Source organism: Polynucleobacter sp. UB-Tiil-W10 (assembly GCF_018881605.1).
Classification (GTDB): Bacteria; Pseudomonadota; Gammaproteobacteria; order Burkholderiales; family Burkholderiaceae; genus Polynucleobacter.
Genome location: NZ_JACVPZ010000001.1, coordinates 909,685 through 929,766, shown reverse-complemented (window position 1 = coordinate 929,766; position 20,082 = coordinate 909,685). Strand labels below are relative to the sequence as shown.

Below are 20,082 nucleotides of genomic sequence, written 5' to 3'. Positions count from 1 at the left end.
GAGACATTCATGATAGCGATTCTTAATAGGACACTCTGCTTTAGCCTTCTAATATCCCTTGTAGGGTGTGGGGTAAGGGGGCCGCTATATTTACCAAATGTACCGCCAGCTCCACCCGCCCCTACAGAGCCAGAAACTAAAGGCAAACTATATCCGCCCCAAACCTATGCTAGCCCAAGCAATTCTTCATCGGCCAAGTAATGACAAGCAAAGCAATTCCTCTCCCTAAGTTATCCGGATTTACCGAGTGCAACGGCAATTGGTATGCCGAAGAAATTCTACTGGCTGATCTAGCAAAAGAATTTGGCACGCCGCTATATGTCTATAGCAAAAAAGCGCTCACTGAAGCTTACCAAGCATATGACAAAGCTTGCATTGATCCGCAAGGTAAGCGCCGTGCACGTGTGCACTATGCGATGAAAGCAAATAGTAATTTAGCGGTAATTGATTGCTTTAAAAAATTGGGCGCCGGATTTGATTTGGTCAGCGGCGGTGAATTAGCTCGGGCCTTAGCGATTGGCGCTGACCCCAAAAGCTTAGTCTTTGCTGGTGTTGGTAAATCTGCTGATGAGATAGCTGCTGCGCTACAAGCCGGTGTTAAGTGCATCAACGTTGAATCCATTGCCGAACTTCACCAAATTAATCGTGTTGCGACAAAGCTCAACTGTCGCGCCCCAATTTCTATACGTGTCAATCCTGATGTAGATGCACAAACCCATCCCTATATTTCTACTGGGCTCAAGGGTAATAAATTTGGCATTGCATATCACGAGGTTTTAAAAACCTATCGTGAAGCATCACAACTTTCTCAAATAGATGTTGTGGGCATTGATTGCCATATTGGTTCGCAGATCACTACTACCGCGCCCTATTTGGATGCCTTAGATAAGGTATTGGATCTCGTGGCGCAATTGAAAAAAGAAGGCATTGTTATTCACCATCTCGATCTTGGTGGTGGCCTAGGTATTTCTTATAGCGATGAAACTCCCCCAGATATTACTGACTTTACGAATACCTTATTGAATCGAGTGGCTGAGCGCGGCTTTGGTCACTTAGATGTTGTACTTGAGCCAGGCAGGTCATTGGTAGGCAATGCTGGCGTGCTTCTAACGACGGTTGAGTATCTCAAGCCTGGTGCTGAGAAAAACTTTTGCATCGTTGATGCGGCGATGACTGAACTCATGCGACCCGCCCTTTATGAGGCCCATCACGGAATAGTGCCCGTACAAAAGAAGGCAACAAAAGCCTTAACCTATGACATCGTTGGCCCTGTTTGCGAATCTGGCGACTGGCTGGGAAGAGATCGTCATCTTGCAGTGGAAGAAGGCGATCTTCTGGCTATTCTGTCAACTGGTGCTTATGGTTTTGTAATGGCATCCAACTACAACACACGCCCTAAACCTGCAGAGATTATGGTTGACGGAAAAAATGCTTACGTGATTCGCGCCCGGGAAAAAACTTCTGACTTGTTTTCATCGGAAACAGTTTTACCAAATTAACAAATAGCAGTCGGAGAGAATTTAAAAACTCTATAAAATTTTAGGCAACAAAAAACCCCGCTGAAGTAGCGGGGTTTTGTTTGAATGCTTTAGCTAATTAATGCAAACCTGCGATGTAGTCAACTACTGCTTTCATTTCTTGATCCGAAAGCTTAGAAGCAATCGTTGTCATTTGACTGCTGTTTGTGCGAACACCTTCACGGAAAGCTAGCAACTGGGCATTATTGTATTCAGCCCATTGACCACCAAGGAGTGGATACTGAGCAGGAATTCCAGCGCCTGTTGGGCTGTGGCAGGCAGCACAAGCTGGAACGCCTTTTGCTGCAATACCACCGCGATAAATGCTTTGACCCAAAGCGATTGTTGCTTTATCTTGAGCAACGCCCTGGGAGATTGGCTGCTTAGCTAAAAAAGCTGAAATATTTTGCATATCTTGCTGAGTCAAATTAGCCGCCATACCCATCATGATTGGATTTGCGCGAGTACCTTCTTTAAAGTTTTTCAACTGCTTTGTGAGGTATGCAGCATGCTGAGCGGAAAGCTTTGGCCATGTTCCAATCGCACTTTGACCTTTAGGGCCATGGCAAGTGATACAGGCGGTTACGCCACGAGTGGCATCGCCATTTGAATACAGCGCTTCACCCGCAGCTGGATCAACCTTGGGTTTACCTGGAACTTCTGCTTTAGCTTCTGGAGCAGCTGCCATAGGAGCAGCAACATCAGTAGCAAAAACTGTACCGGATACGCCGATCAGAGCGAAAATGGAAAGGGCCGCAAAACCAGCCCGTAAGCCAGTTAATTTGGAGATTTGAGAGGTTTGACGCATTATGTTTACCTTGGCAAAAATTCCTAAAAGTGTTTGGGCCCTGCATTTACAACTTTTTACCCAACACCATGAGATATTTCATGATTTTGCGTGATTTTACAATAGCTTCTCGACATGTCTAAACTCTTTCAAGCCCGCTTCGCCACCACAGTCAATGACACCCATTGCCTGCCTGCCACCCAGCTTCGTGAGGTAGCCTTTGCTGGACGCTCAAATGCGGGTAAATCTAGCGCCATAAACGTCCTTTGCAACCAAAAAAGGCTAGCATTTGCCAGTAAAACGCCTGGTCGCACGCAACATATCAATTATTTCGGCCTTTTTGCCAAGGACGACCTTCTGGCTTATTTGGTGGATTTACCTGGTTATGGCTACGCAGCCGTGAATCATGAGACCAAATACCACTGGAATGCCCTCCTAAGCGACTATTTACAGGAGCGGGAGCAGCTAGTGGGCATGGTGCTCATCGTAGACTCAAGGCGTGGCATCACAGAACTGGATCAGCAAATGATTCAGTGGTTTGTTCCTACTGGCAAGCCAATCCACGTTTTACTCAGTAAATGCGACAAACTCAACAAAAGTGAGTGCAAACACGTTTTGGAGGCGGTACGCAAACAATTGCAACAATATGACCCAGCTTTGCCCGATGGCAATGGTGAGTCTAAGCAACTTACGGCACAATTATTTTCAAGTACCAAACGCATTGGTCTTGAAGAGGCCGACAATATTGTTATTAAATGGTTATTTGAAGCAGAGACTAAAGAAGATGAAATCACCAGTTAACTCATTGCTTAATTTTCCGGGACACCGTCCTCGTCGCATGCGTCGTGATGATTGGTCGCGTCGCTTAATGCAAGAGAACGGTGTTTCTCCAAGTGATTTAATCTACCCAGTCTTTTTACTTGAAGGCCAAGGCAAATCAGAAGCGGTCGCCTCAATGCCCGGCGTTAATCGTGTATCTTTAGATCAACTCTTTCCAGTTGCACAAGAGTGTGTGGATTTAGGAATTCCTGTTCTTGCACTTTTCCCAGTAATTGATGCCGCACTAAAAACGCCCGAAGGTAAAGAGGCATTTAATCCAAACGGCCTCATTCCAAATGCAGTTCGTGAACTTAAAAAACGCTTCCCAAATCTAGGCATCATGACAGACGTAGCACTTGATCCATACACAAGTCATGGTCAAGATGGCGTGCTGGATGAACAAGGACGAATTCTTAATGATGAGACGACTGCGATCTTAGTAAAACAAGCCATCACTCAAGCTGAGGCTGGTGTCGATATTGTTGCACCATCAGACATGATGGATGGTCGCATTGGAAAAATTCGCGATGCGCTTGAGCAAAAGAAATTGATTCACACTCGTATCATGGCGTATTCAGCGAAATATGCTTCGGCTTTTTATGGCCCATTTAGGGATGCGGTAGGCTCTGCAAAAAATCTTGGTAAGGCCGATAAAAAAACATACCAAATGGATTGCGCCAATGGGGACGAGGCTTTGCGGGAGGTTGCTCTTGATATTAGCGAAGGTGCAGACATGGTGATGGTTAAGCCTGGCATGCCTTACTTAGATATCGTACGCCGTGTAAGAGAAGAATTTAATTACCCCACTTACGCTTACCAAGTTAGCGGGGAATACGCCATGCTGAAAGCTGCCGCGCAAAATGGTTGGTTAGATCACGATGCAGTCATGATGGAATCTCTACTTGCATTTAAGCGTGCCGGTGCTGATGGCATTCTTACTTACTTTGCACTTGATGCAGCACGTCTAATTAAAGCATCCAATAACTAATTAAATAAATAGTTACTTTATAGATGCGTTAGTTTTTCAATACATTCTTTAGGCGTTCAATAAAACGCTGTGGCGGCATATAGCCAATTACCCGTTGATCTTTTAGCTCTTCTAAATTTTGATTAAAGATCAAAATTCCTGGGGGACCAAACAGACCAAAGCGTTTAAGCAATGCTTGGTTCTCAGAGCTGTTTCTAGTAACGTCAGCTTGTAATAAAACAAATTGCTTAAGCTCATTACTCACTTCTGGGTTTGCGAATGTACTAACTTCCATTTCTTTGCAGCTGATACACCAGTCTGCATAGAAATCAAGGAGCACCAATTTCTTCTCTTCCTTAGCTTTACTTAATTGCGCATCCAATTCAGCAGGGGAATGAATCACTACGAAAGATAAATCACCAACTTGATGAATACTTTGTCCATTAATCGTTTTTACAGATCCAACGGGCTCATTTTTCTGAATTAAAGGAGAGGCAATCCAAGCAGCAGTAGCAACCAATAAAACGCCCAAAGTGCGCTGCAACCAAACCATCCAAATGCCGGTGGATGGAATCAAAATCCGAGCTTCAATGGCAATAAAGAGCAATGGCAGACCCATTCCTAAGGCCATTACAAAGAGTAAGCCTGCGCCTAGACTCATGGACCCGGTTTGCGCAATAAAAGCCAACACGCCCGCTAACGGGGCGGTTATGCATGGACTAGCCACTAAGGTAGAAATACCGCCCAAGGCAAAAGCACCAAATACGCTACCGCCCTTTTGACGACCTGCGAGCTTATCGACATGGTGATGCCATGATTGCGGCAAACGCAGGTCATATAAACCAAACAAGCTTCCCGAAAGGGCCAGAAGCAATAAGGCAAATGCAGCCAATGCGAAGGGGCTTTGCAAAGCCCTTTGTACACTCCCGCCAAGGGCTGCCATGAGTACTCCTGCCAGAGCGTAGACCAATGCCATACCCAATACATATGCGAGCGCCAGGATGCTGGCTCGCCCCTTAGAGATCGCTTTGCCACCCTCAGCGCCAAAGATGACAGTCGACAAAATGGGCAACATTGGAAGCACGCAGGGCGTAAATGCCAATGCAAGCCCCAAGACAAAAAAGGCTAGAAATAAATAAGTAGTTGAAGTGCTTTCCAAAAAGCGGCCAATTGCATTGACATCATCTCTTTCACGCCATAAATCCGTCAAGCTAAATTGACTATTTTCCTGAGAACTACCAGAAGCAGCAGCATCCAAAATATCAGGAATGGGCCCTGCCCTTACCCCAGGCCCAGTAAGCAAAAATTTTAACGTCATTGGTGGGTAGCAAATACCAGCTTCAGCGCAACCTTGAAGAGTTACTTCAACATGAATCGGCTTTCCAACAATAGGCTTTATATCCAAAAACACCAAGAAGGGCCCTTTGTAAACTTGCAACTTTTTCTGAAAAGTTTCATCAAACTTTTCTATCCCTAATGGCAATAAAGGTCTTGATTTAATTAGCTTTCCGGCCTGTATACCTGCTTCGAACTTAAGAGATTCTTGATAGATGTAGTAGCCCTTAGCGGGCAAAAGCTCTATTTCAATTTGATTAGAGTTTTCAATCCAAGTGGCCTCTGCTCGAAATGCTTTTTCTGGCGGCAAGAAATCTTGGGCAGCAAAAACTGGTGCAGACAAGAATAGGAGTAAGGCAAAGATCTTTGCCAGAAATGAATAGATTCTCATTGCTTCGAATTTATCTCAGAACTAACCCACTGGCCATATTGCTGCTCACAGTGCTTCGGTGAAAAAGCCAAAATCTCTGGAAGTTCATAGGGATGACTTTCTTTTATGAAGCTGCAAATTTCTTCCCATAGATGGGGCACAGTTTTTGCAGACAAAAGCACTTCTTGCTCTTCACAAATTTTGCCTTCCCAGCGATAGATGGAATACAGACCCTCGCTAATTTGAACGCAGGCCGCAAGATGGCCGTCTACCAAGCTCCTAGCCAAGGCTCTAGCCGCCTCCAAATTGGGCAGGCTGGTGACAACCACCAAAAGGCTATCGGTTTTAGTTGGGGAGTTTTGAGGCATGCTGTATTTATAACCTGTAAATGAAAAAAGCCAGACCGAAGCCTGGCTTTTTACCCTAACTGCGAGACTTAAGCCTCTTCAGCTACAACTGCTGTTTCATCAACTTCTGGGCGATCTACCAACTCAACCAAAGCCATTGGTGCATTATCGCCATGGCGGAAGCCAAACTTCAAAATACGAAGGTAGCCGCCTGGACGTGTTGCGTAACGTGGGCCTAGCTCTGTGAAGAGTTTGGCTACGATATCGCGATCACGTGTGCGATTGAATGCTAAGCGGCGGTTTGCTAAGTTGTCTTTTTTACCTAAGGTAATCAAAGGCTCAACAACCATGCGCAATTCTTTTGCTTTTGGCAAAGTCGTTTTAATGACTTCGTGCTCCAAAAGTGAATTGGACATGTTGCGCAGCATCGCTAGGCGATGTGATGATGTTCTGTTTAGTTTGCGTAAGCCGTTTCCGTGACGCATGATGCTTCCTTTCTAATTATTTCTCGAGGTTAGCTGGAGGCCAGCTTTCGAGTTTCATGCCAAGACTTAAGCCACGAGCCGCTAAAACATCTTTAATTTCATTCAAAGATTTACGACCTAGATTAGGCGTCTTCAACAATTCATTCTCTGTACGTTGAATCAAGTCACCAATGTAGTAAATGTTCTCAGCCTTCAAGCAGTTTGCAGAGCGCACTGTGAGCTCGAGATCATCAACCGGACGCATCAACATTGGATCAACCATTGATGAGCGGCTTGGTGCTAAATCACCAGAAACTTCGCTGCTTTCGAGGGCCGCGAATACAACCAATTGATCAACCAAGATGCTAGCTGCTTGACGAATAGCTTCTTCAGGAGATAACACACCGTTTGTTTCGATAGTCATTACCAAACGATCGAGGTCAGTACGTTGCTCAACACGAGCAGACTCAACGGCATAGCTAACACGGCTTACTGGGCTGAATGAAGCATCGAGAACGATACGACCAATAATCTTTGTTGTTTCGTCGCTGTACTGACGTACGTTACCTGGTACATAACCACGGCCTTTTTCAACCTTGATTTGCATGTCCAACTTACCACCAGCTGACAAGTGAGCGATCACATGATCAGGGTTCATGATTTCTACATCATGTGGCAAGTCGATATCTTTAGCTGTAACAACGCCGGGACCTTCTTTACGCAAATTGATAGTAACTTCATCGCGTGACTGCAACTTAAATACAATACCTTTGAGGTTCAACAAGAGATTTACTACGTCCTCTTGAACTCCATCTAATGTGGAGTACTCATGAACAACACCAGCAATAGCTACTTCAGTTGGCGCATAACCAACCATCGAGGACAATAGTACACGACGTAATGCATTTCCGAGTGTGTGGCCATAGCCACGCTCGAACGGCTCCATAACAACCTTAGCTTGGTTGGCGGTAAGCGCTTCAACAGAAATAATCTTTGGCTTGAGCAAATTTGTTTGCATATTTTTTCCTTGAGAGTGCCTAATTAGCGTGAATACAATTCAACGATCAAACTTTCATTAATTTCACCGCTAATATCTTCGCGGTCAGGCACTTGCTTAAATGTTCCCTCGAGCTTAGCTGCATCAACTGAAACCCAAGTAACAGGTGCCATTTGTCCAACCAAATTGAGTGATTCTGTAATACGCGCTTGCTTCTTCGCTTTTTCACGAATGGCAACTACATCACCAGGCTTAACCTGAATAGATGGGATATTTACTGGGCTGCCATTGAGCAAGATTGCACAGTGAGAAACCAACTGACGTGCTTCAGCACGAGTAGAACCAAAGCCCATACGATAAACAACGTTATCAAGACGTGACTCTAACAACTGAAGCAACATCGAGCCTGTATTTCCCTTGCGACGCTCAGCTTCAGCAAAATAACGACGGAACTGACGCTCTAAAATTCCATACATACGCTTAACCTTTTGCTTTTCACGCAATTGATTACCGTAATCAGATGTTCTTGAGCCAGATGTACGGCCATGTTGACCAGGCTTAGTATCTAACTTGCACTTGTCTGACAGGGCGCGACGTGCGCTCTTTAAAAATAAGTCGGTACCTTCCCGACGTGCTAATTTGGCCTTAGGCCCTAAGTAACGTGCCACGATGCTTTCCTTTCTTTGCCGCAGTCTTACGACCGACGGTGAGTTCGCCCATTAAATCAGGCGAACAGTGGGCTTTAATAAAAAACTACTAAAACTTGTACTGCCAACTTCCTAGCTTAGATACGACGACGCTTAGGAGGACGGCAACCATTGTGTGGAACTGGAGTTACGTCTTGAATCTCAGTGATCTTGATACCCAATGAGTTCAATGCACGAACTGCTGATTCACGACCTGGGCCTGGGCCTTTGATCTGAACTTCCAAGTTCTTGATGCCGCATTCAACAGCAGCTTTACCAGCAACTTCAGCAGCTACCTGAGCAGCAAAAGGTGTTGATTTACGTGAGCCTTTAAAACCCTGTCCACCAGATGTTGCCCATGAAAGCGCATTACCTTGGCGATCAGTGATCGTAATAATGGTGTTATTAAAAGAAGCGTGAACGTGTGCAATACCGTCAGCAACGTTCTTTTTAACCTTCTTACGTGCGCGCTGTGAAGCTGCAGAAGCGGATTGTTGTTTTGCCATGTCAATAAACTTTCTTGATTATTTCTTCAGTTGCACGCCAGACTTACGCGGGCCCTTGCGGGTACGAGCGTTAGTCTTAGTACGTTGACCACGTACAGGCAAGCCCTTACGATGACGAACGCCACGGTAGCAACCTAAGTCCATCAAACGCTTGATGCTCATAGTTACTTCACGACGAAGGTCACCTTCAGTAATGAATTTACCTACTTCATCACGCAACTTTTCCAAGTCACCGTCAGTAAGGTCTTTAACTTTTTTGTCGATTGCAACACCTGTGGTTTCACAAATTTTGCGAGCACGAGTAGTGCCGATGCCAAAAATTGCTGTTAAACCAATAACAGTATGTTGATGATTTGGGATATTTACCCCAGCGATACGTGCCATGAGATTTCCTCTTAATTAACCAGATCAGCCTTGACGCTGCTTATGACGTGCGTCTGAAGAACAGATCACGCGAACAACGCGTTTGCGCTTAATGATCTTGCAATTTCTGCAAATACACTTAACGGATGCTAAAACTTTCATAACTCACCTCTAAAAAAATAGGTACTTCTTAATCTTTACTTCGCGCGGAAAATGATTCTGGCACGCGTTAGGTCGTAAGGAGTCATCTCCACCGTCACCTTGTCTCCCGGCAAAATACGGATGTAATGCATCCGCATCTTTCCAGAAATGTGCCCTAGAACCACATGTCCATTTTCTAGCTTCACGCGAAACATCGCGTTCGGCAAATTCTCTACAACTTCTCCCGCCATCTGAATTACATCGTCTTTAGACATTCAGTTAAGCGCCCATCTTAAAGTTAGCCTTCTTCATCAAAGAGCCGTATTGCTGTTGCATAACGAATGACTGAACTTGAGCCATGAAATCCATTGCAACAACAACAATAATCAACAATGAAGTACCGCCGAAATAAAACGGCACGTTGTACTTTAAGACCAAGAATTCTGGCAACAAGCAAACCAGAACCATATAAATAGCACCGGCCAATGTCAGGCGTACCAAGATCTTGTCGATATATCGACCTGTCTGATCGCCAGGACGAATACCCGGAACAAAAGCACCACTCTTCTTCAAATTCTCAGCAGTCTCGCGGCTGTTAAATACCAGTGCGGTATAGAAGAAACAGAAGAAAATAATCGCAGCTGCATACAAAATGGTGTACACAGGCTGACCTGGTGCCAAAGTAGCTGCCAAATCCTTAATAATCCTACTGAACATATTCGTTGGCTCACCTGAAGTAAACCAGCCAGCAATAGTTGCAGGGAACAGAATGATTGAAGAAGCAAAGATCGGAGGAATTACACCTGCCATATTTAACTTCAACGGGAAGTAAGAAGACTGCCCACCGTAAATCTTGTTACCAACTTGACGCTTAGCGTAGTTCACCAAGATACGACGCTGACCGCGCTCTACAAACACCACAAAATAAGTCACTGCTACGCAAATAACAACGATAAGCAATGCAGAAATAATATTCATTGAGCCGGTACGAACCAGCTCCAACAAGCTGGCCAACGCGTTTGGCAAGCCAGAAACAATGCCACCAAAAATAATGATGGAGATACCGTTACCTAAACCACGCTCAGTAATTTGCTCACCAAGCCACATCAAGAACATCGTGCCAGTAACTAAAGTCACTACAGTATTCAACTCAAACATCAAGCCTGGATTAATTACCAAGCCTGGTTGAGCTTGTAATGCCACGGAAATACCCAATGCTTGGAAAGTAGCCAAGAACACGGTACCGTAACGAGTGTATTGAGTAATCTTGCGTTGACCTGCTTGGCCTTCTTTTTTCAAAGACTCCAAGGAAGGAACAACAATCGTCATTAACTGCATGATGATCGATGCAGATATGTAAGGCATGATGCCCAGAGCAAATACAGTGAAGCGAGATAAAGCGCCGCCTGAAAACAAGTTGAACATTCCCAAAATGCCGTCTTTTTGACCCGAGAACAACTGTGCCAGTTGGTCCGGATCAATTCCAGGAACTGGAATATGAGCACCTAAACGGAACACGAGCAAAGCCAACACCAGGAAGATTAAGCGTTGGCGTAATTCGCCAAACTTGCCGCCTGATGCTGCAGTGTTTGCGTTATTGGTAGGTGCTAAAGCCATATCTACTAAAAGACCTATTAAACCAATTCAACCAATTTACCGCCAGCTGCTTCAATAGCTGCTTTAGCGCCGGCAGTTGCTGTGATGCCCTTGAGGGTTACAGCAATCTTGAGTTCGCCAGTCTTAATAACCTTAACTGCATTGATTTGTTCACTAGCAAAACCGTGAGCCTTCAATACCAATAGGTCAACTTCTGGCAAATTGATTTTTGCTAAGTCGTTCAAAGTAATTTGACCAACATGACGACGTGTCAAAGACACGAAACCACGCTTTGGCAAACGACGATACATAGGCATCTGACCGCCTTCAAATCCGACCTTGTGGAAACCACCTGAGCGGGATTTTTGACCTTTGTGACCACGGCCAGCAGTTTTACCAAGACCAGAACCAATGCCGCGACCAACGCGACGACGGTTTTTCTTGGAGCCTTCTGCAGGTTTAATTGTATTGAGTTGCATATTCTTCGCCTATTTACTTGCTAGTTATTAGCCAACGACTTTAACTAGATAAGAAACTTTATTAATCATGCCGCGAACAGCTGGAGTGTCTTCCAATTCAGAAACTGAATTGATGCGACGAAGGCCTAGGCCTCGAACAGTTGCACGGTGGCTTTCGCGTGTACCGATCAAGCTGCGTACTAATTGCAGTTTGACTTTGGAGTTAGATGTTGTCATTTATAGATTCCTAATCTTTTGGTCTTAGCCGAGAATCTCTTCAACTGACTTGCCGCGCTTAGCAGCAATTTCAGCAGGAGTACTCATCTTGCTCAAACCATCAATCGTTGCACGAACCAAGTTGTATGGGTTTGTAGAGCCAAGTGACTTAGCAACCACGTTAGTTACACCCATTACGTCGAAAATCGCGCGCATTGGGCCGCCAGCAATAATTCCAGTACCGTCTTTAGCTGGTGAGATTAAAACGCGTGATGCGCCATGCTGACCAGTAACCGTGTGCTGCAAAGTACCTTTACGCAAAGTTACTTTGATCATCTTGCGACGTGCTTCGTCCATTGCCTTTTGAACAGCAACTGGAACTTCTTTTGATTTGCCTTTACCCATGCCGATGCGGCCATCGCCATCGCCAACTACAGTGAGTGCAGCGAAGCCGAGAATACGACCACCCTTAACCACTTTAGTTACACGATTAACAGCAATCATCTTCTCGCGAAGACCATCATCACGCTCTTCGTTTTGCATCTTAGTTTGCATTTTTGCCATGTTTTTTCCTAAACCCTATTAGAACTTCAGGCCGGCTTCACGCGCAGCTTCAGCTAAGGCCTTAATACGGCCGTGGTAACGATGACCGGAACGATCGAAAGCAACATCAACAATGCCTGCCTTAACAGCACGCTCAGCAACTAACTTGCCGATTTGTTTTGCCGCTTCAGCGTTGCCGCCGTTTTTGATCGCTTGGCGCAAATCTTTTTCCATTGTTGAAGCAGCTGCTACAACCTTGGTTCCGCATGGGCTATAAACCTGAGCAGAAATATGAGTATTGCTACGGATAACTGTTAAGCGATTTGCCAATGCTTCAGCAATGCGAATACGAGTCTGCCTAGCGCGTCTTTGTCTGGATTCGTCTTTATTCATTTTCTAATCTCGCTTACTTCTTCTTAGTTTCTTTCAGATGCACAACCTCATCCACGTAGCGAACACCTTTGCCTTTATATGGCTCTGGTGAACGGTATGCGCGAACTTCAGCTGCGACCTGGCCAACCTGCTGCTTGTTGGAACCTTTGATAATGATTTCAGTTTGAGTTGGAGTCTCAGCCTTCACACCCTTTGGCAGGTTGTAAATAATGTCGTGTGAGAAACCTAACTGCAATTTCAATGTTTCGCCTTGAGCAGCAGCACGGTAACCAACGCCTACCAAGCTGAGCTTGCGCTCAAAACCAGCAGTTACGCCAACAACCATATTGTTTACTAAAGCACGTGCTGTACCTGACTGTGCACCAGCTTCTGGTGAATCGTTATTTAAAACAACTGTCAATACGCCATCTTCTTGTTTCAAACCAACAGAAGGATGCAAGTTGTGTGTCAAAGTACCCAATGGGCCTTTAACAGTAACGTTTGCACCGTTGATGCTGATTTCAGCGCCTTTAGGAACTGTAATTGGTGATTTACCTACGCGGGACATATTTCGCTCCTTAAGCTACGTAGCAAATAACTTCGCCGCCCACGCCTGTTGCACGTGCTTTACGGTCTGTCATTACGCCTTGAGGGGTTGAAATAATTGCAATGCCCAAGCCATTCATTACCTCTGGAATGTCATGACGGCCTTTATAGATACGTAGACTTGGTGTTGATACACGGTCAATACGCTCAATAACAGGACGGCCTGCATAGTATTTGAGATCGATGTGTAGCACTGGCTTAGCTGCTTCACCTTTGATTTCAAAACTTTCGATATAGCCTTCATCTTGCAAAACTTTTGCGATGGCTACTTTAACTTTTGACGACGGCATCAAGACTACGGGTTTCTGCACTGCTTGCGCATTGCGGATCCTTGTCAACATGTCGGCGATTGGATCGCTGATACTCATGAGTTCTCCTAATTCTTTCGCCGCTTACCAGCTGGCCTTGGTTAAACCGGGGATTTCGCCACGGAAGGCGATTTCACGAATCTTGCTACGAGCCAAACCGAATTTACGGAATGTGCCACGTGGGCGACCGGTTAATGAACAACGATTTCTTTGACGAATCGGGCTTGCGTTACGTGGAAGTGCCTGTAGCTTCAAGCGAGCTTCATAGCGCTCTTCATCGCTGCGTGATTGATCAGCAATGATCGCTTTGAGTTCCGCACGCTTGGCAGCGTACTTCTCTACAGTTTTTGCGCGCTTATTCTCGCGCTCAATTAGGGATAGTTTTGCCACGTTAGCCTCTTAATTGCGGAAAGGGAATTTGAATGCCGCCAACAAAGCTTTTGCTTCTTCGTCGGTTTTAGCAGTCGTCGTAATACTGATATTGAGACCACGGAGGGCATCAATCTTGTCGTATTCGATTTCAGGGAAAATGATCTGTTCTTTAACGCCGATGTTGTAGTTACCGCGGCCGTCAAATGCTTTCCCGGAAATACCGCGGAAGTCACGAACGCGTGGCAATGCAACAGTAACGAAACGATCCAAAAATTCGTACATGCGTGCACCACGCAATGTCACCATGGCACCGATTGGGTAGCCTTGACGAATTTTGAAACCTGCAATCGCTTTTTTAGCTTTAGTCACAACAGGCTTTTGGCCAGCAACTTTAGTTAAATCACCAACTGCATTTTCGATAATTTTCTTGTCGTTCACTGCATCACCCAAGCCCATATTTAGGGTTACCTTAGTGATACGTGGAACTTCCATTACAGATTTGTAACCAAATTTGGCGATCAAATCAGCAACGACTTTAGCTTGATAGTGTTCTTGAAAACGTGTGCTCATAATTTCTCCGTGCCCCTTATGCGCTTAAAGTTGCGCCAGTAGTTTTCAGGAAACGTTGCTTTTTACCGTCCACGAGTTTGATACCAACACGTGATGGTTTGCCGTTACCGTCAACCACAGCCACATTAGAAATGTGAACAGGCATCGTCTTGTCAATCATGCCGCCAGTAACTCCGGCTGCAGGATTTGGCTTAACGCTCTTTTTATAAATGTTTACGCCTTCGATCACTAACTTGTTCTCGAGAACGGCTGTAACAGTTCCTTGCTTGCCCTTATCGCGGCCAGTCAACAGAACTACGGAATCACCTTTACGAATCTTTTTCATATCAGCCTCTTAAATAACTTCGGGGGCGAGAGAAACGATCTTCATGAACTTTTCAGTACGCAACTCGCGCGTCACTGGTCCAAAGATACGTGTGCCAATTGGCTCTAACTTAGCGTTGAGCAATACCGCAGCGTTGCCATCGAACTTAATCAATGAACCATCTGGACGGCGAACACCCTTAGCAGTTCTCACTACTACGGCGTTATAAATATCACCTTTTTTAACACGGCCACGTGGAGCAGCAGACTTAACGCTGACTTTGATGACATCACCGATACTGGCGTAACGTCGCTTAGAGCCGCCCAATACCTTGATGCACAACACTTCACTGGCGCCTGTGTTATCGGCAACCTGTAATCTACTTTCGGTTTGTATCATTTCTAATCCCCAACTTATTGGCCAAAGGCAAACAGTCTTGGTTCCGTCTATGGGTTTTAACGAAAGCTAAAACCCGGAATTAATGAAAAACACTGCTTCTCCAATAAAACCAGAGAAGCCTTCTATTCTACTACGTAAAACAGGGATTTGGGAAAAAACTTCGCCAAAATCCCTAATATTTCTTTAAATACCCTTTGAAGCCTCAACTAAACGGGTCACTACCCAAGATTTAGTGCGTGAAATTGGCTTAGATTCAGCAATTTCAACGGTATCACCCATCTTGTATGTGCCAGCTTCGTCGTGGGCATGGTACTTTTTGGACTGGCCAACGTACTTACCAATCACTGGATGCTTAACTTGACGCTCAACTAATACCGTCACAGTTTTTTGCATTTTGTCGCTAACAACGCGGCCCACTAATGTGCGGCGTAAGGGTTTAGATAATTCTGTCATATCCCTTTTTCCTTATTTCTGTGCAGTCTTTTGGGCAATAAAAGTCTTCACACGAGCGATGTCGCGCTTATTTTTACCCAATTGGCTAGTATTTGTGAGTTGCTGAGTGCCTTTTTGCATGCGGAGTTTGAAACCGGTCTTAAGCAACTCGGTTAACTCTGCATTTAAAGCTGTCAGATCTTTTGAAGCTAATTCTGTATTTTTCATAATCTCTATCCCGATCAACCTAAGTGGCGAATCACGAAAGTAGTCTGTAAAGGCAACTTAGCAGCAGCAAGCTTGAAAGCTTCACGCGCCAATTGCTCATCAACACCGTCCATCTCGTAGAGCACTTTGCCTGGTTGAATTTCAGCTACGTAGTACTCTGGATTACCTTTACCGTTACCCATACGTACTTCAGCAGGTTTTTGTGAAATTGGCTTATCTGGGAAAATGCGAATCCAAATACGGCCACCACGTTTAATGTGACGAGTCATAGCACGACGTGCTGACTCGATTTGACGAGCAGTCAAACGACCACGGCCAACGGCCTTCAATCCAAAGTCACCAAAGGCTACAGAACTACCGCGTGTTGCCACGCCAGTGTTACGGCCTTTTTGTTCCTTACGATACTTGCGACGCTTTGGTTGTAGCATGCTTACTCTCCTGACTTCTGCGTATCTGCGGCTGGTGTTTCAACCTTGCGCACACGCTTTACTGCTGGCTTAGCAGCAACTAATGGCTTGTCTGTGCCAGCAGCTGGTTTACGAGCAGCTGTTTTGCTTGGGGCACGACGAGTTTTCTTTTCTTCGGCAGTTGGCTCAGCAGATGGAGCAGCCACTTGAGCTTCAGCACCGCGACCTAATGTATCACCTTTGTAAACCCAAACTTTTACACCGATGATGCCGTATGTAGTTTCAGCTTCTGATGTTGCGTAATCAATATCAGCCTTCAATGTATGAAGTGGAACGCGACCTTCGCGATACCATTCACGACGAGCAATCTCAGCACCATTCAAACGACCAGAAGACATGATCTTGATGCCTTGAGCGCCAAGACGCATAGCATTTTGCATTGCACGCTTCATTGCGCGACGGAACATGATGCGCTTTTCGAGTTGCTGAGTAATTGAATCGGCGATCAATTGCGCATCAACCTCTGGCTTACGAATTTCTTCGATATTCACGTGAACTGGAACACCCATGCGCTTTTGTAATTCGCGACGGAGTACTTCAATATCTTCGCCTTTTTTGCCGATTACAACGCCTGGACGTGAGCTATAAATAGTGATGCGTGCGTTCTTAGCAGGACGCTCAATCACTACTTTACTTACGGATGCATTCTTCAACTTCTTCTTCAGATAGATGCGGACATCAACGTCCTCTTTCAACATCTTAGCGAAGTCAGTATTGTTTGCATACCAACGTGATGTCCAATTCTTCGTTACCGCGAGTCGGAATCCGGTGGGGTTTATCTTTTGGCCCATATTTTTCCTTAGTTACTCAAGGTCACGCTAATGTGACAAGTTTGTTTTTCAATTTGATTGCCACGACCCTTAGCGCGTGCGGTAAAGCGCTTCAAAGAAGTGCCTTTATCAACAATAATTGCTGAAACCTTGAGCTCATCAATATCAGCACCTTTATTGTGTTCAGCGTTGGCCACTGCGGACTCAACAACTTTTTTCACAATGAAGGCAGCTTTCTTGGGGCTGAAATTCAAAATGTTTAATGCGCGAGCAATCGGCAAACCACGAATTTGGTCGGCGACCAAACGTGTCTTTTGCGCAGAAATGCGGGCACCCTTGTGAATAGCTTTAACTTCCATCATCATCCCCTTACTTCTTCGTTACTTTCTTGTCAGCAGCGTGACCTTTGAAAGTACGGGTCAAGGCAAATTCGCCTAACTTATGACCCACCATGTTTTCTGATACATATACCGGAACGTGTTGACGACCGTTATGCACAGCAATCGTCAGACCAATAAAGTCTGGGAGGATTGTTGAACGGCGTGACCAAGTTTTGATCGGCTTTTTGTCTTTGTTGGCTTGTGCAACTTCAACTTTTTTTACTAAGCTGGCGTCGCAGAATGGGCCTTTTTTAGCTGAACGTGTCATATCTATTTATCCTTATCGCTTAACGTTTTTGACGACGTTGAACGATCATCGAAGTTGTACGCTTATTGCGACGTGTGCGATAACCTTTGGTTGGAGTGCCCCATGGAGATACAGGTACGCGGCCTTCGCCGGTTCTACCTTCACCACCACCGTGTGGGTGATCTACTGGGTTCATTGCCACACCGCGAACGGTTGGGCGAATACCACGCCAGCGATTTGCACCAGCTTTACCGATAACGCGCAAGCTGTGTTCTTCGTTACCTACTTCACCAATAGTGGCGCGGCAGTCAATCAAAACACGGCGAACTTCACCGGAGCGCAAACGCACCTGGGCGTAAACACCTTCACGAGCTAGCAACACTGCAGAACCACCAGCGGAACGGGCTACTTGAGCACCTTTACCTGGCATGATTTCTACGCAATGAATTGTGCTACCTACAGGAATATTGCGGATTGGCAAATTATTACCAGATTTGATCGGCGCTTCTGAACCGCTCATTAAGGCTTGACCAACAGTCATCCCTTTAGCAGCAAGAATATAGCGACGCTCACCATCAGCAAACACGATCAATGCAATATTTGCACTACGGTTTGGGTCGTATTCCAAGCGTTCAACTTTTGCTGGAATACCATCTTTGTCGTTGCGTTTGAAATCAACAACACGATAGTGATGCTTATGACCACCACCCTTATGACGGGTAGTGATATGACCATTATTGTTACGACCCGCTTTTTGGAATTGTGGCTCTACTAACGCTGCAAAAGGCTTACCTTTATGCAGGTCAGGATTTACCACCTTGACCATTGAACGACGACCTGGTGAGGTCGGTTTTGTCTTCATCAAAGGCATGATTAATTCGCCTCCGCTTCAAAGTTAATTTCTTGACCTGGCTTCAAGCTTACATAGGCCTTCTTAGTGTGGTCACGACGACCTTCAAAACGGCCGTAGCGCTTTGGCTTACCTTTTTGATTCACGATTTGAACTGAGTCAACTTGCACTTTAAAGAGCAATTCAACTGCTTGCTTCACATCGCTCTTGTTTGCGTCGCGAGCTACTTGGAAAACTACTTGTTCGTTTTTCTCTGCAACCATAGTGGCTTTTTCAGAGATCACCGGTCCAAGCAAAACCCTCATCAGGTTGTGATCGTTTTTACGGACTTGGCTCATTTCAGCAACTCCTCAATTTTTGCGATCGCTGCTTTGCTTACCAATACTTTTTTGTATTGAACTAAAGCTAATGGATCAGCGTGCTGTGGCTCACATACAGCAACCTTATGCAAGTTGCGTGAAGCCAAGTACAAATTCTCGCTAACCTGATCAACAATGATCAAGACTGAATCCAATCCCATTGCTTTAACTTTATCAGCTAAAACTTTAGTCTTTGGAGCGTCAAGAGAAAATTGATCAACTACATTCAAACGACCTTCGCGTGCTAACTGAGACAAAATAGATCTCATACCAGCGCGGTACATTTTCTTGTTTACTTTTTGGCTGAAATTCTCTTCTGGAGAATTCGGGAATATACGACCACCTCCACGCCACAGCGGGGAAGAGCTCATACCAGCACGTGCACGACCAGTACCTTTTTGACGCCAAGGTTTCTTGGTAGTGTGCTTAACTTGCTCACGGTCTTTTTGTGCACGGTTACCACTTCGTGCATTAGCTTGGTAAGCCACTACAACTTGGTGTACCAATGCTTCGTTATATTCACGTTCGAATACTTCTGGTGAAGCTTGTACGCCTGCACCTAGAGTACCGTTGTCTTGGAGAAGCTTAAGTTCCATATTCGCTCTCCTTATTTCTTCTTCAACGGTGTTTTAACCGCTGGAGTAACAATAACTTTACCGCCTGGGGCACCTGGAATAGCGCCTTTAACCATGATGAGATTACGTTCTGCATCAATGCGTGCGATGACTAAATTTTGAACTGTTTTGGTAACATCACCCAAGTGACCGGTCATACGCTTACCAGGGAAAACACGACCTGGATCTTGCGCCATACCGATAGAGCCTGGTACGTTATGTGAACGTGAGTTACCGTGGGATGCGCGACCTGAAGCGAAGTGATAACGCTTGATAGTACCTGCGTAGCCCTTACCGATAGAAACGCCCTGTACGTCCACTTTTTGACCAGTAGTAAATGCAGTTTCGGCAGGAATTACTTGTCCTGGCGTCATTTCTGCAATTTTTGCTGCGTCTAATTGGAATTCGTTGAGACCGTTACCAGCCATCACCCCTGCTTTAGCGAAGTGACCAGCCATTGCTTTGGTAACGCGAGTAGCTCTACGTGTGCCATGTGCCAACTGGATAGCATCATAGCCATCAGTTGCCTGGGTCTTGATTTGAGCGATTCTGTTGTCGCTCACGTCAATTACGGTTACAGGGATAGAATCCCCTTCGTCCGTAAATAGACGGGTCATGCCGACCTTGCGGCCGATTAAGCCTAAGCTCATATTCATGCTCCACGCCGACTTCGATTGGTCGGCAAAATTAAT

The 20,082-nt window shown here is 45.4% G+C and carries 35 protein-coding genes; 4 read left to right on the top strand and 31 right to left on the bottom strand.

Going from position 1 to position 20,082, the window contains the following annotated elements:
• Positions 1–9 precede the first annotated feature (9 nt).
• Both ICN33_RS10470 and lysA read left to right on the top strand, forming a co-directional pair.
• A complete protein-coding gene (locus ICN33_RS10470) occupies positions 10–201 on the top strand; it encodes a lipoprotein (RefSeq protein WP_223146533.1) in 192 nt (63 codons plus the stop codon).
• Entirely contained in the window at positions 201–1,499 is a 1,299-nt protein-coding gene (lysA, locus tag ICN33_RS04755; RefSeq protein WP_216194946.1) for a diaminopimelate decarboxylase, read from the top strand. The genes ICN33_RS10470 and lysA overlap by 1 nt, the downstream gene beginning before the upstream one ends.
• Before the next feature lie 97 nt (positions 1,500–1,596).
• Here lysA and ICN33_RS04750 read toward each other — a convergent pair whose 3' ends face one another.
• Positions 1,597–2,325 (bottom strand): cytochrome c, encoded by a 729-nt coding sequence (locus ICN33_RS04750; RefSeq protein WP_216194944.1) that lies wholly within the window; start codon positions 2,323–2,325, stop codon positions 1,597–1,599.
• Positions 2,326–2,439: 114 nt separating this feature from the next.
• On the opposite strand from ICN33_RS04750, the gene yihA reads away from it, so the two are divergent.
• Both yihA and hemB read left to right on the top strand, forming a co-directional pair.
• A complete protein-coding gene (gene yihA, locus ICN33_RS04745; RefSeq protein ID WP_216194942.1) occupies positions 2,440–3,105 on the top strand; it encodes a ribosome biogenesis GTP-binding protein YihA/YsxC in 666 nt (221 codons plus the stop codon).
• Positions 3,089–4,111, top strand: a complete 1,023-nt coding sequence (gene hemB, locus ICN33_RS04740) for a porphobilinogen synthase (protein ID WP_216194940.1) — start codon at positions 3,089–3,091, stop codon at positions 4,109–4,111. Before yihA ends, hemB begins: the two co-directional genes overlap by 17 nt.
• A 28-nt stretch (positions 4,112–4,139) precedes the next feature.
• Here hemB and dsbD read toward each other — a convergent pair whose 3' ends face one another.
• The 30 genes from dsbD to rplC form a co-directional block, all read right to left on the bottom strand.
• Positions 4,140–5,816: a protein-disulfide reductase DsbD gene (gene dsbD, locus ICN33_RS04735; protein ID WP_216194938.1), complete on the bottom strand. Its 1,677-nt coding sequence runs from the start codon at positions 5,814–5,816 to the stop codon at positions 4,140–4,142.
• Positions 5,813–6,163 carry a divalent-cation tolerance protein CutA gene (cutA, locus tag ICN33_RS04730; RefSeq protein ID WP_216194937.1) on the bottom strand — a complete coding sequence of 117 codons (351 nt, stop codon included), beginning with the start codon at positions 6,161–6,163 and terminating at the stop codon, positions 5,813–5,815. Before cutA ends, dsbD begins: the two co-directional genes overlap by 4 nt.
• Before the next feature lie 68 nt (positions 6,164–6,231).
• Positions 6,232–6,627 carry a 50S ribosomal protein L17 gene (rplQ, locus tag ICN33_RS04725; RefSeq protein WP_068320139.1) on the bottom strand — a complete coding sequence of 132 codons (396 nt, stop codon included), beginning with the start codon at positions 6,625–6,627 and terminating at the stop codon, positions 6,232–6,234.
• A gap of 16 nt (positions 6,628–6,643) precedes the next feature.
• Positions 6,644–7,624 (bottom strand): DNA-directed RNA polymerase subunit alpha, encoded by a 981-nt coding sequence (gene rpoA, locus ICN33_RS04720; RefSeq protein ID WP_216189021.1) that lies wholly within the window; start codon positions 7,622–7,624, stop codon positions 6,644–6,646.
• A 23-nt stretch (positions 7,625–7,647) separates the two neighbouring features.
• Positions 7,648–8,271 carry a 30S ribosomal protein S4 gene (rpsD, locus tag ICN33_RS04715; RefSeq protein ID WP_216194935.1) on the bottom strand — a complete coding sequence of 208 codons (624 nt, stop codon included), beginning with the start codon at positions 8,269–8,271 and terminating at the stop codon, positions 7,648–7,650.
• A 116-nt stretch (positions 8,272–8,387) separates the two neighbouring features.
• Positions 8,388–8,795, bottom strand: coding sequence for a 30S ribosomal protein S11 (gene rpsK, locus ICN33_RS04710; RefSeq protein WP_011901923.1), 408 nt, complete (start codon positions 8,793–8,795; stop codon positions 8,388–8,390).
• 18 nt (positions 8,796–8,813) lie between these two features.
• Positions 8,814–9,179, bottom strand: a complete 366-nt coding sequence (rpsM, locus tag ICN33_RS04705) for a 30S ribosomal protein S13 (RefSeq protein ID WP_015420253.1) — start codon at positions 9,177–9,179, stop codon at positions 8,814–8,816.
• 24 nt (positions 9,180–9,203) lie between these two features.
• Entirely contained in the window at positions 9,204–9,320 is a 117-nt protein-coding gene (rpmJ, locus tag ICN33_RS04700) for a 50S ribosomal protein L36 (RefSeq protein WP_012357167.1), read from the bottom strand.
• Between the two features lie 35 nt (positions 9,321–9,355).
• Positions 9,356–9,574: a translation initiation factor IF-1 gene (gene infA, locus ICN33_RS04695; RefSeq protein ID WP_068320132.1), complete on the bottom strand. Its 219-nt coding sequence runs from the start codon at positions 9,572–9,574 to the stop codon at positions 9,356–9,358.
• A 4-nt stretch (positions 9,575–9,578) separates the two neighbouring features.
• On the bottom strand, positions 9,579–10,916 hold the full coding sequence (secY, locus tag ICN33_RS04690) for a preprotein translocase subunit SecY (RefSeq protein WP_216194933.1): 1,338 nt from the start codon (positions 10,914–10,916) through the stop codon (positions 9,579–9,581).
• Between the two features lie 17 nt (positions 10,917–10,933).
• Entirely contained in the window at positions 10,934–11,374 is a 441-nt protein-coding gene (gene rplO, locus ICN33_RS04685; protein WP_216194931.1) for a 50S ribosomal protein L15, read from the bottom strand.
• A gap of 27 nt (positions 11,375–11,401) precedes the next feature.
• Positions 11,402–11,590 (bottom strand): 50S ribosomal protein L30, encoded by a 189-nt coding sequence (gene rpmD / locus ICN33_RS04680; protein WP_215358833.1) that lies wholly within the window; start codon positions 11,588–11,590, stop codon positions 11,402–11,404.
• 24 nt (positions 11,591–11,614) lie between these two features.
• Positions 11,615–12,133 (bottom strand): 30S ribosomal protein S5, encoded by a 519-nt coding sequence (gene rpsE / locus ICN33_RS04675; RefSeq protein ID WP_011901917.1) that lies wholly within the window; start codon positions 12,131–12,133, stop codon positions 11,615–11,617.
• 18 nt (positions 12,134–12,151) lie between these two features.
• Positions 12,152–12,505, bottom strand: coding sequence for a 50S ribosomal protein L18 (gene rplR / locus ICN33_RS04670; protein ID WP_046329386.1), 354 nt, complete (start codon positions 12,503–12,505; stop codon positions 12,152–12,154).
• A 13-nt stretch (positions 12,506–12,518) separates the two neighbouring features.
• Positions 12,519–13,052, bottom strand: coding sequence for a 50S ribosomal protein L6 (rplF, locus tag ICN33_RS04665; RefSeq protein WP_071464447.1), 534 nt, complete (start codon positions 13,050–13,052; stop codon positions 12,519–12,521).
• A 10-nt stretch (positions 13,053–13,062) separates the two neighbouring features.
• Positions 13,063–13,458, bottom strand: a complete 396-nt coding sequence (gene rpsH / locus ICN33_RS04660; RefSeq protein WP_011901914.1) for a 30S ribosomal protein S8 — start codon at positions 13,456–13,458, stop codon at positions 13,063–13,065.
• A gap of 24 nt (positions 13,459–13,482) precedes the next feature.
• On the bottom strand, positions 13,483–13,788 hold the full coding sequence (gene rpsN / locus ICN33_RS04655; protein ID WP_071464445.1) for a 30S ribosomal protein S14: 306 nt from the start codon (positions 13,786–13,788) through the stop codon (positions 13,483–13,485).
• Positions 13,789–13,797: 9 nt separating this feature from the next.
• Complete coding sequence (gene rplE, locus ICN33_RS04650; protein WP_046329383.1) at positions 13,798–14,340, bottom strand: 50S ribosomal protein L5; 543 nt, start codon at positions 14,338–14,340, stop codon at positions 13,798–13,800.
• A gap of 16 nt (positions 14,341–14,356) precedes the next feature.
• Positions 14,357–14,665, bottom strand: a complete 309-nt coding sequence (rplX, locus tag ICN33_RS04645) for a 50S ribosomal protein L24 (protein ID WP_011901911.1) — start codon at positions 14,663–14,665, stop codon at positions 14,357–14,359.
• A gap of 9 nt (positions 14,666–14,674) precedes the next feature.
• Positions 14,675–15,043: a 50S ribosomal protein L14 gene (rplN, locus tag ICN33_RS04640; protein ID WP_072582069.1), complete on the bottom strand. Its 369-nt coding sequence runs from the start codon at positions 15,041–15,043 to the stop codon at positions 14,675–14,677.
• A 183-nt stretch (positions 15,044–15,226) separates the two neighbouring features.
• Positions 15,227–15,496, bottom strand: a complete 270-nt coding sequence (rpsQ, locus tag ICN33_RS04635; protein WP_011901909.1) for a 30S ribosomal protein S17 — start codon at positions 15,494–15,496, stop codon at positions 15,227–15,229.
• A 12-nt stretch (positions 15,497–15,508) separates the two neighbouring features.
• Positions 15,509–15,703 (bottom strand): 50S ribosomal protein L29, encoded by a 195-nt coding sequence (gene rpmC, locus ICN33_RS04630; RefSeq protein ID WP_215362451.1) that lies wholly within the window; start codon positions 15,701–15,703, stop codon positions 15,509–15,511.
• 14 nt (positions 15,704–15,717) lie between these two features.
• Entirely contained in the window at positions 15,718–16,131 is a 414-nt protein-coding gene (gene rplP, locus ICN33_RS04625; protein ID WP_011901907.1) for a 50S ribosomal protein L16, read from the bottom strand.
• A gap of 2 nt (positions 16,132–16,133) precedes the next feature.
• Positions 16,134–16,961, bottom strand: a complete 828-nt coding sequence (rpsC, locus tag ICN33_RS04620; protein WP_216194929.1) for a 30S ribosomal protein S3 — start codon at positions 16,959–16,961, stop codon at positions 16,134–16,136.
• Between the two features lie 8 nt (positions 16,962–16,969).
• Positions 16,970–17,302: a 50S ribosomal protein L22 gene (rplV, locus tag ICN33_RS04615; protein ID WP_198929325.1), complete on the bottom strand. Its 333-nt coding sequence runs from the start codon at positions 17,300–17,302 to the stop codon at positions 16,970–16,972.
• 7 nt (positions 17,303–17,309) lie between these two features.
• A complete protein-coding gene (rpsS, locus tag ICN33_RS04610; RefSeq protein ID WP_011901904.1) occupies positions 17,310–17,588 on the bottom strand; it encodes a 30S ribosomal protein S19 in 279 nt (92 codons plus the stop codon).
• A gap of 19 nt (positions 17,589–17,607) precedes the next feature.
• On the bottom strand, positions 17,608–18,438 hold the full coding sequence (rplB, locus tag ICN33_RS04605) for a 50S ribosomal protein L2 (protein ID WP_215362450.1): 831 nt from the start codon (positions 18,436–18,438) through the stop codon (positions 17,608–17,610).
• A gap of 2 nt (positions 18,439–18,440) precedes the next feature.
• Entirely contained in the window at positions 18,441–18,755 is a 315-nt protein-coding gene (gene rplW / locus ICN33_RS04600; protein WP_068320111.1) for a 50S ribosomal protein L23, read from the bottom strand.
• Positions 18,752–19,372, bottom strand: coding sequence for a 50S ribosomal protein L4 (gene rplD / locus ICN33_RS04595; protein ID WP_011901901.1), 621 nt, complete (start codon positions 19,370–19,372; stop codon positions 18,752–18,754). The genes rplW and rplD overlap by 4 nt, the downstream gene beginning before the upstream one ends.
• Before the next feature lie 11 nt (positions 19,373–19,383).
• Positions 19,384–20,040 (bottom strand): 50S ribosomal protein L3, encoded by a 657-nt coding sequence (gene rplC, locus ICN33_RS04590; RefSeq protein ID WP_216196551.1) that lies wholly within the window; start codon positions 20,038–20,040, stop codon positions 19,384–19,386.
• Positions 20,041–20,082: the final 42 nt, after the last annotated feature.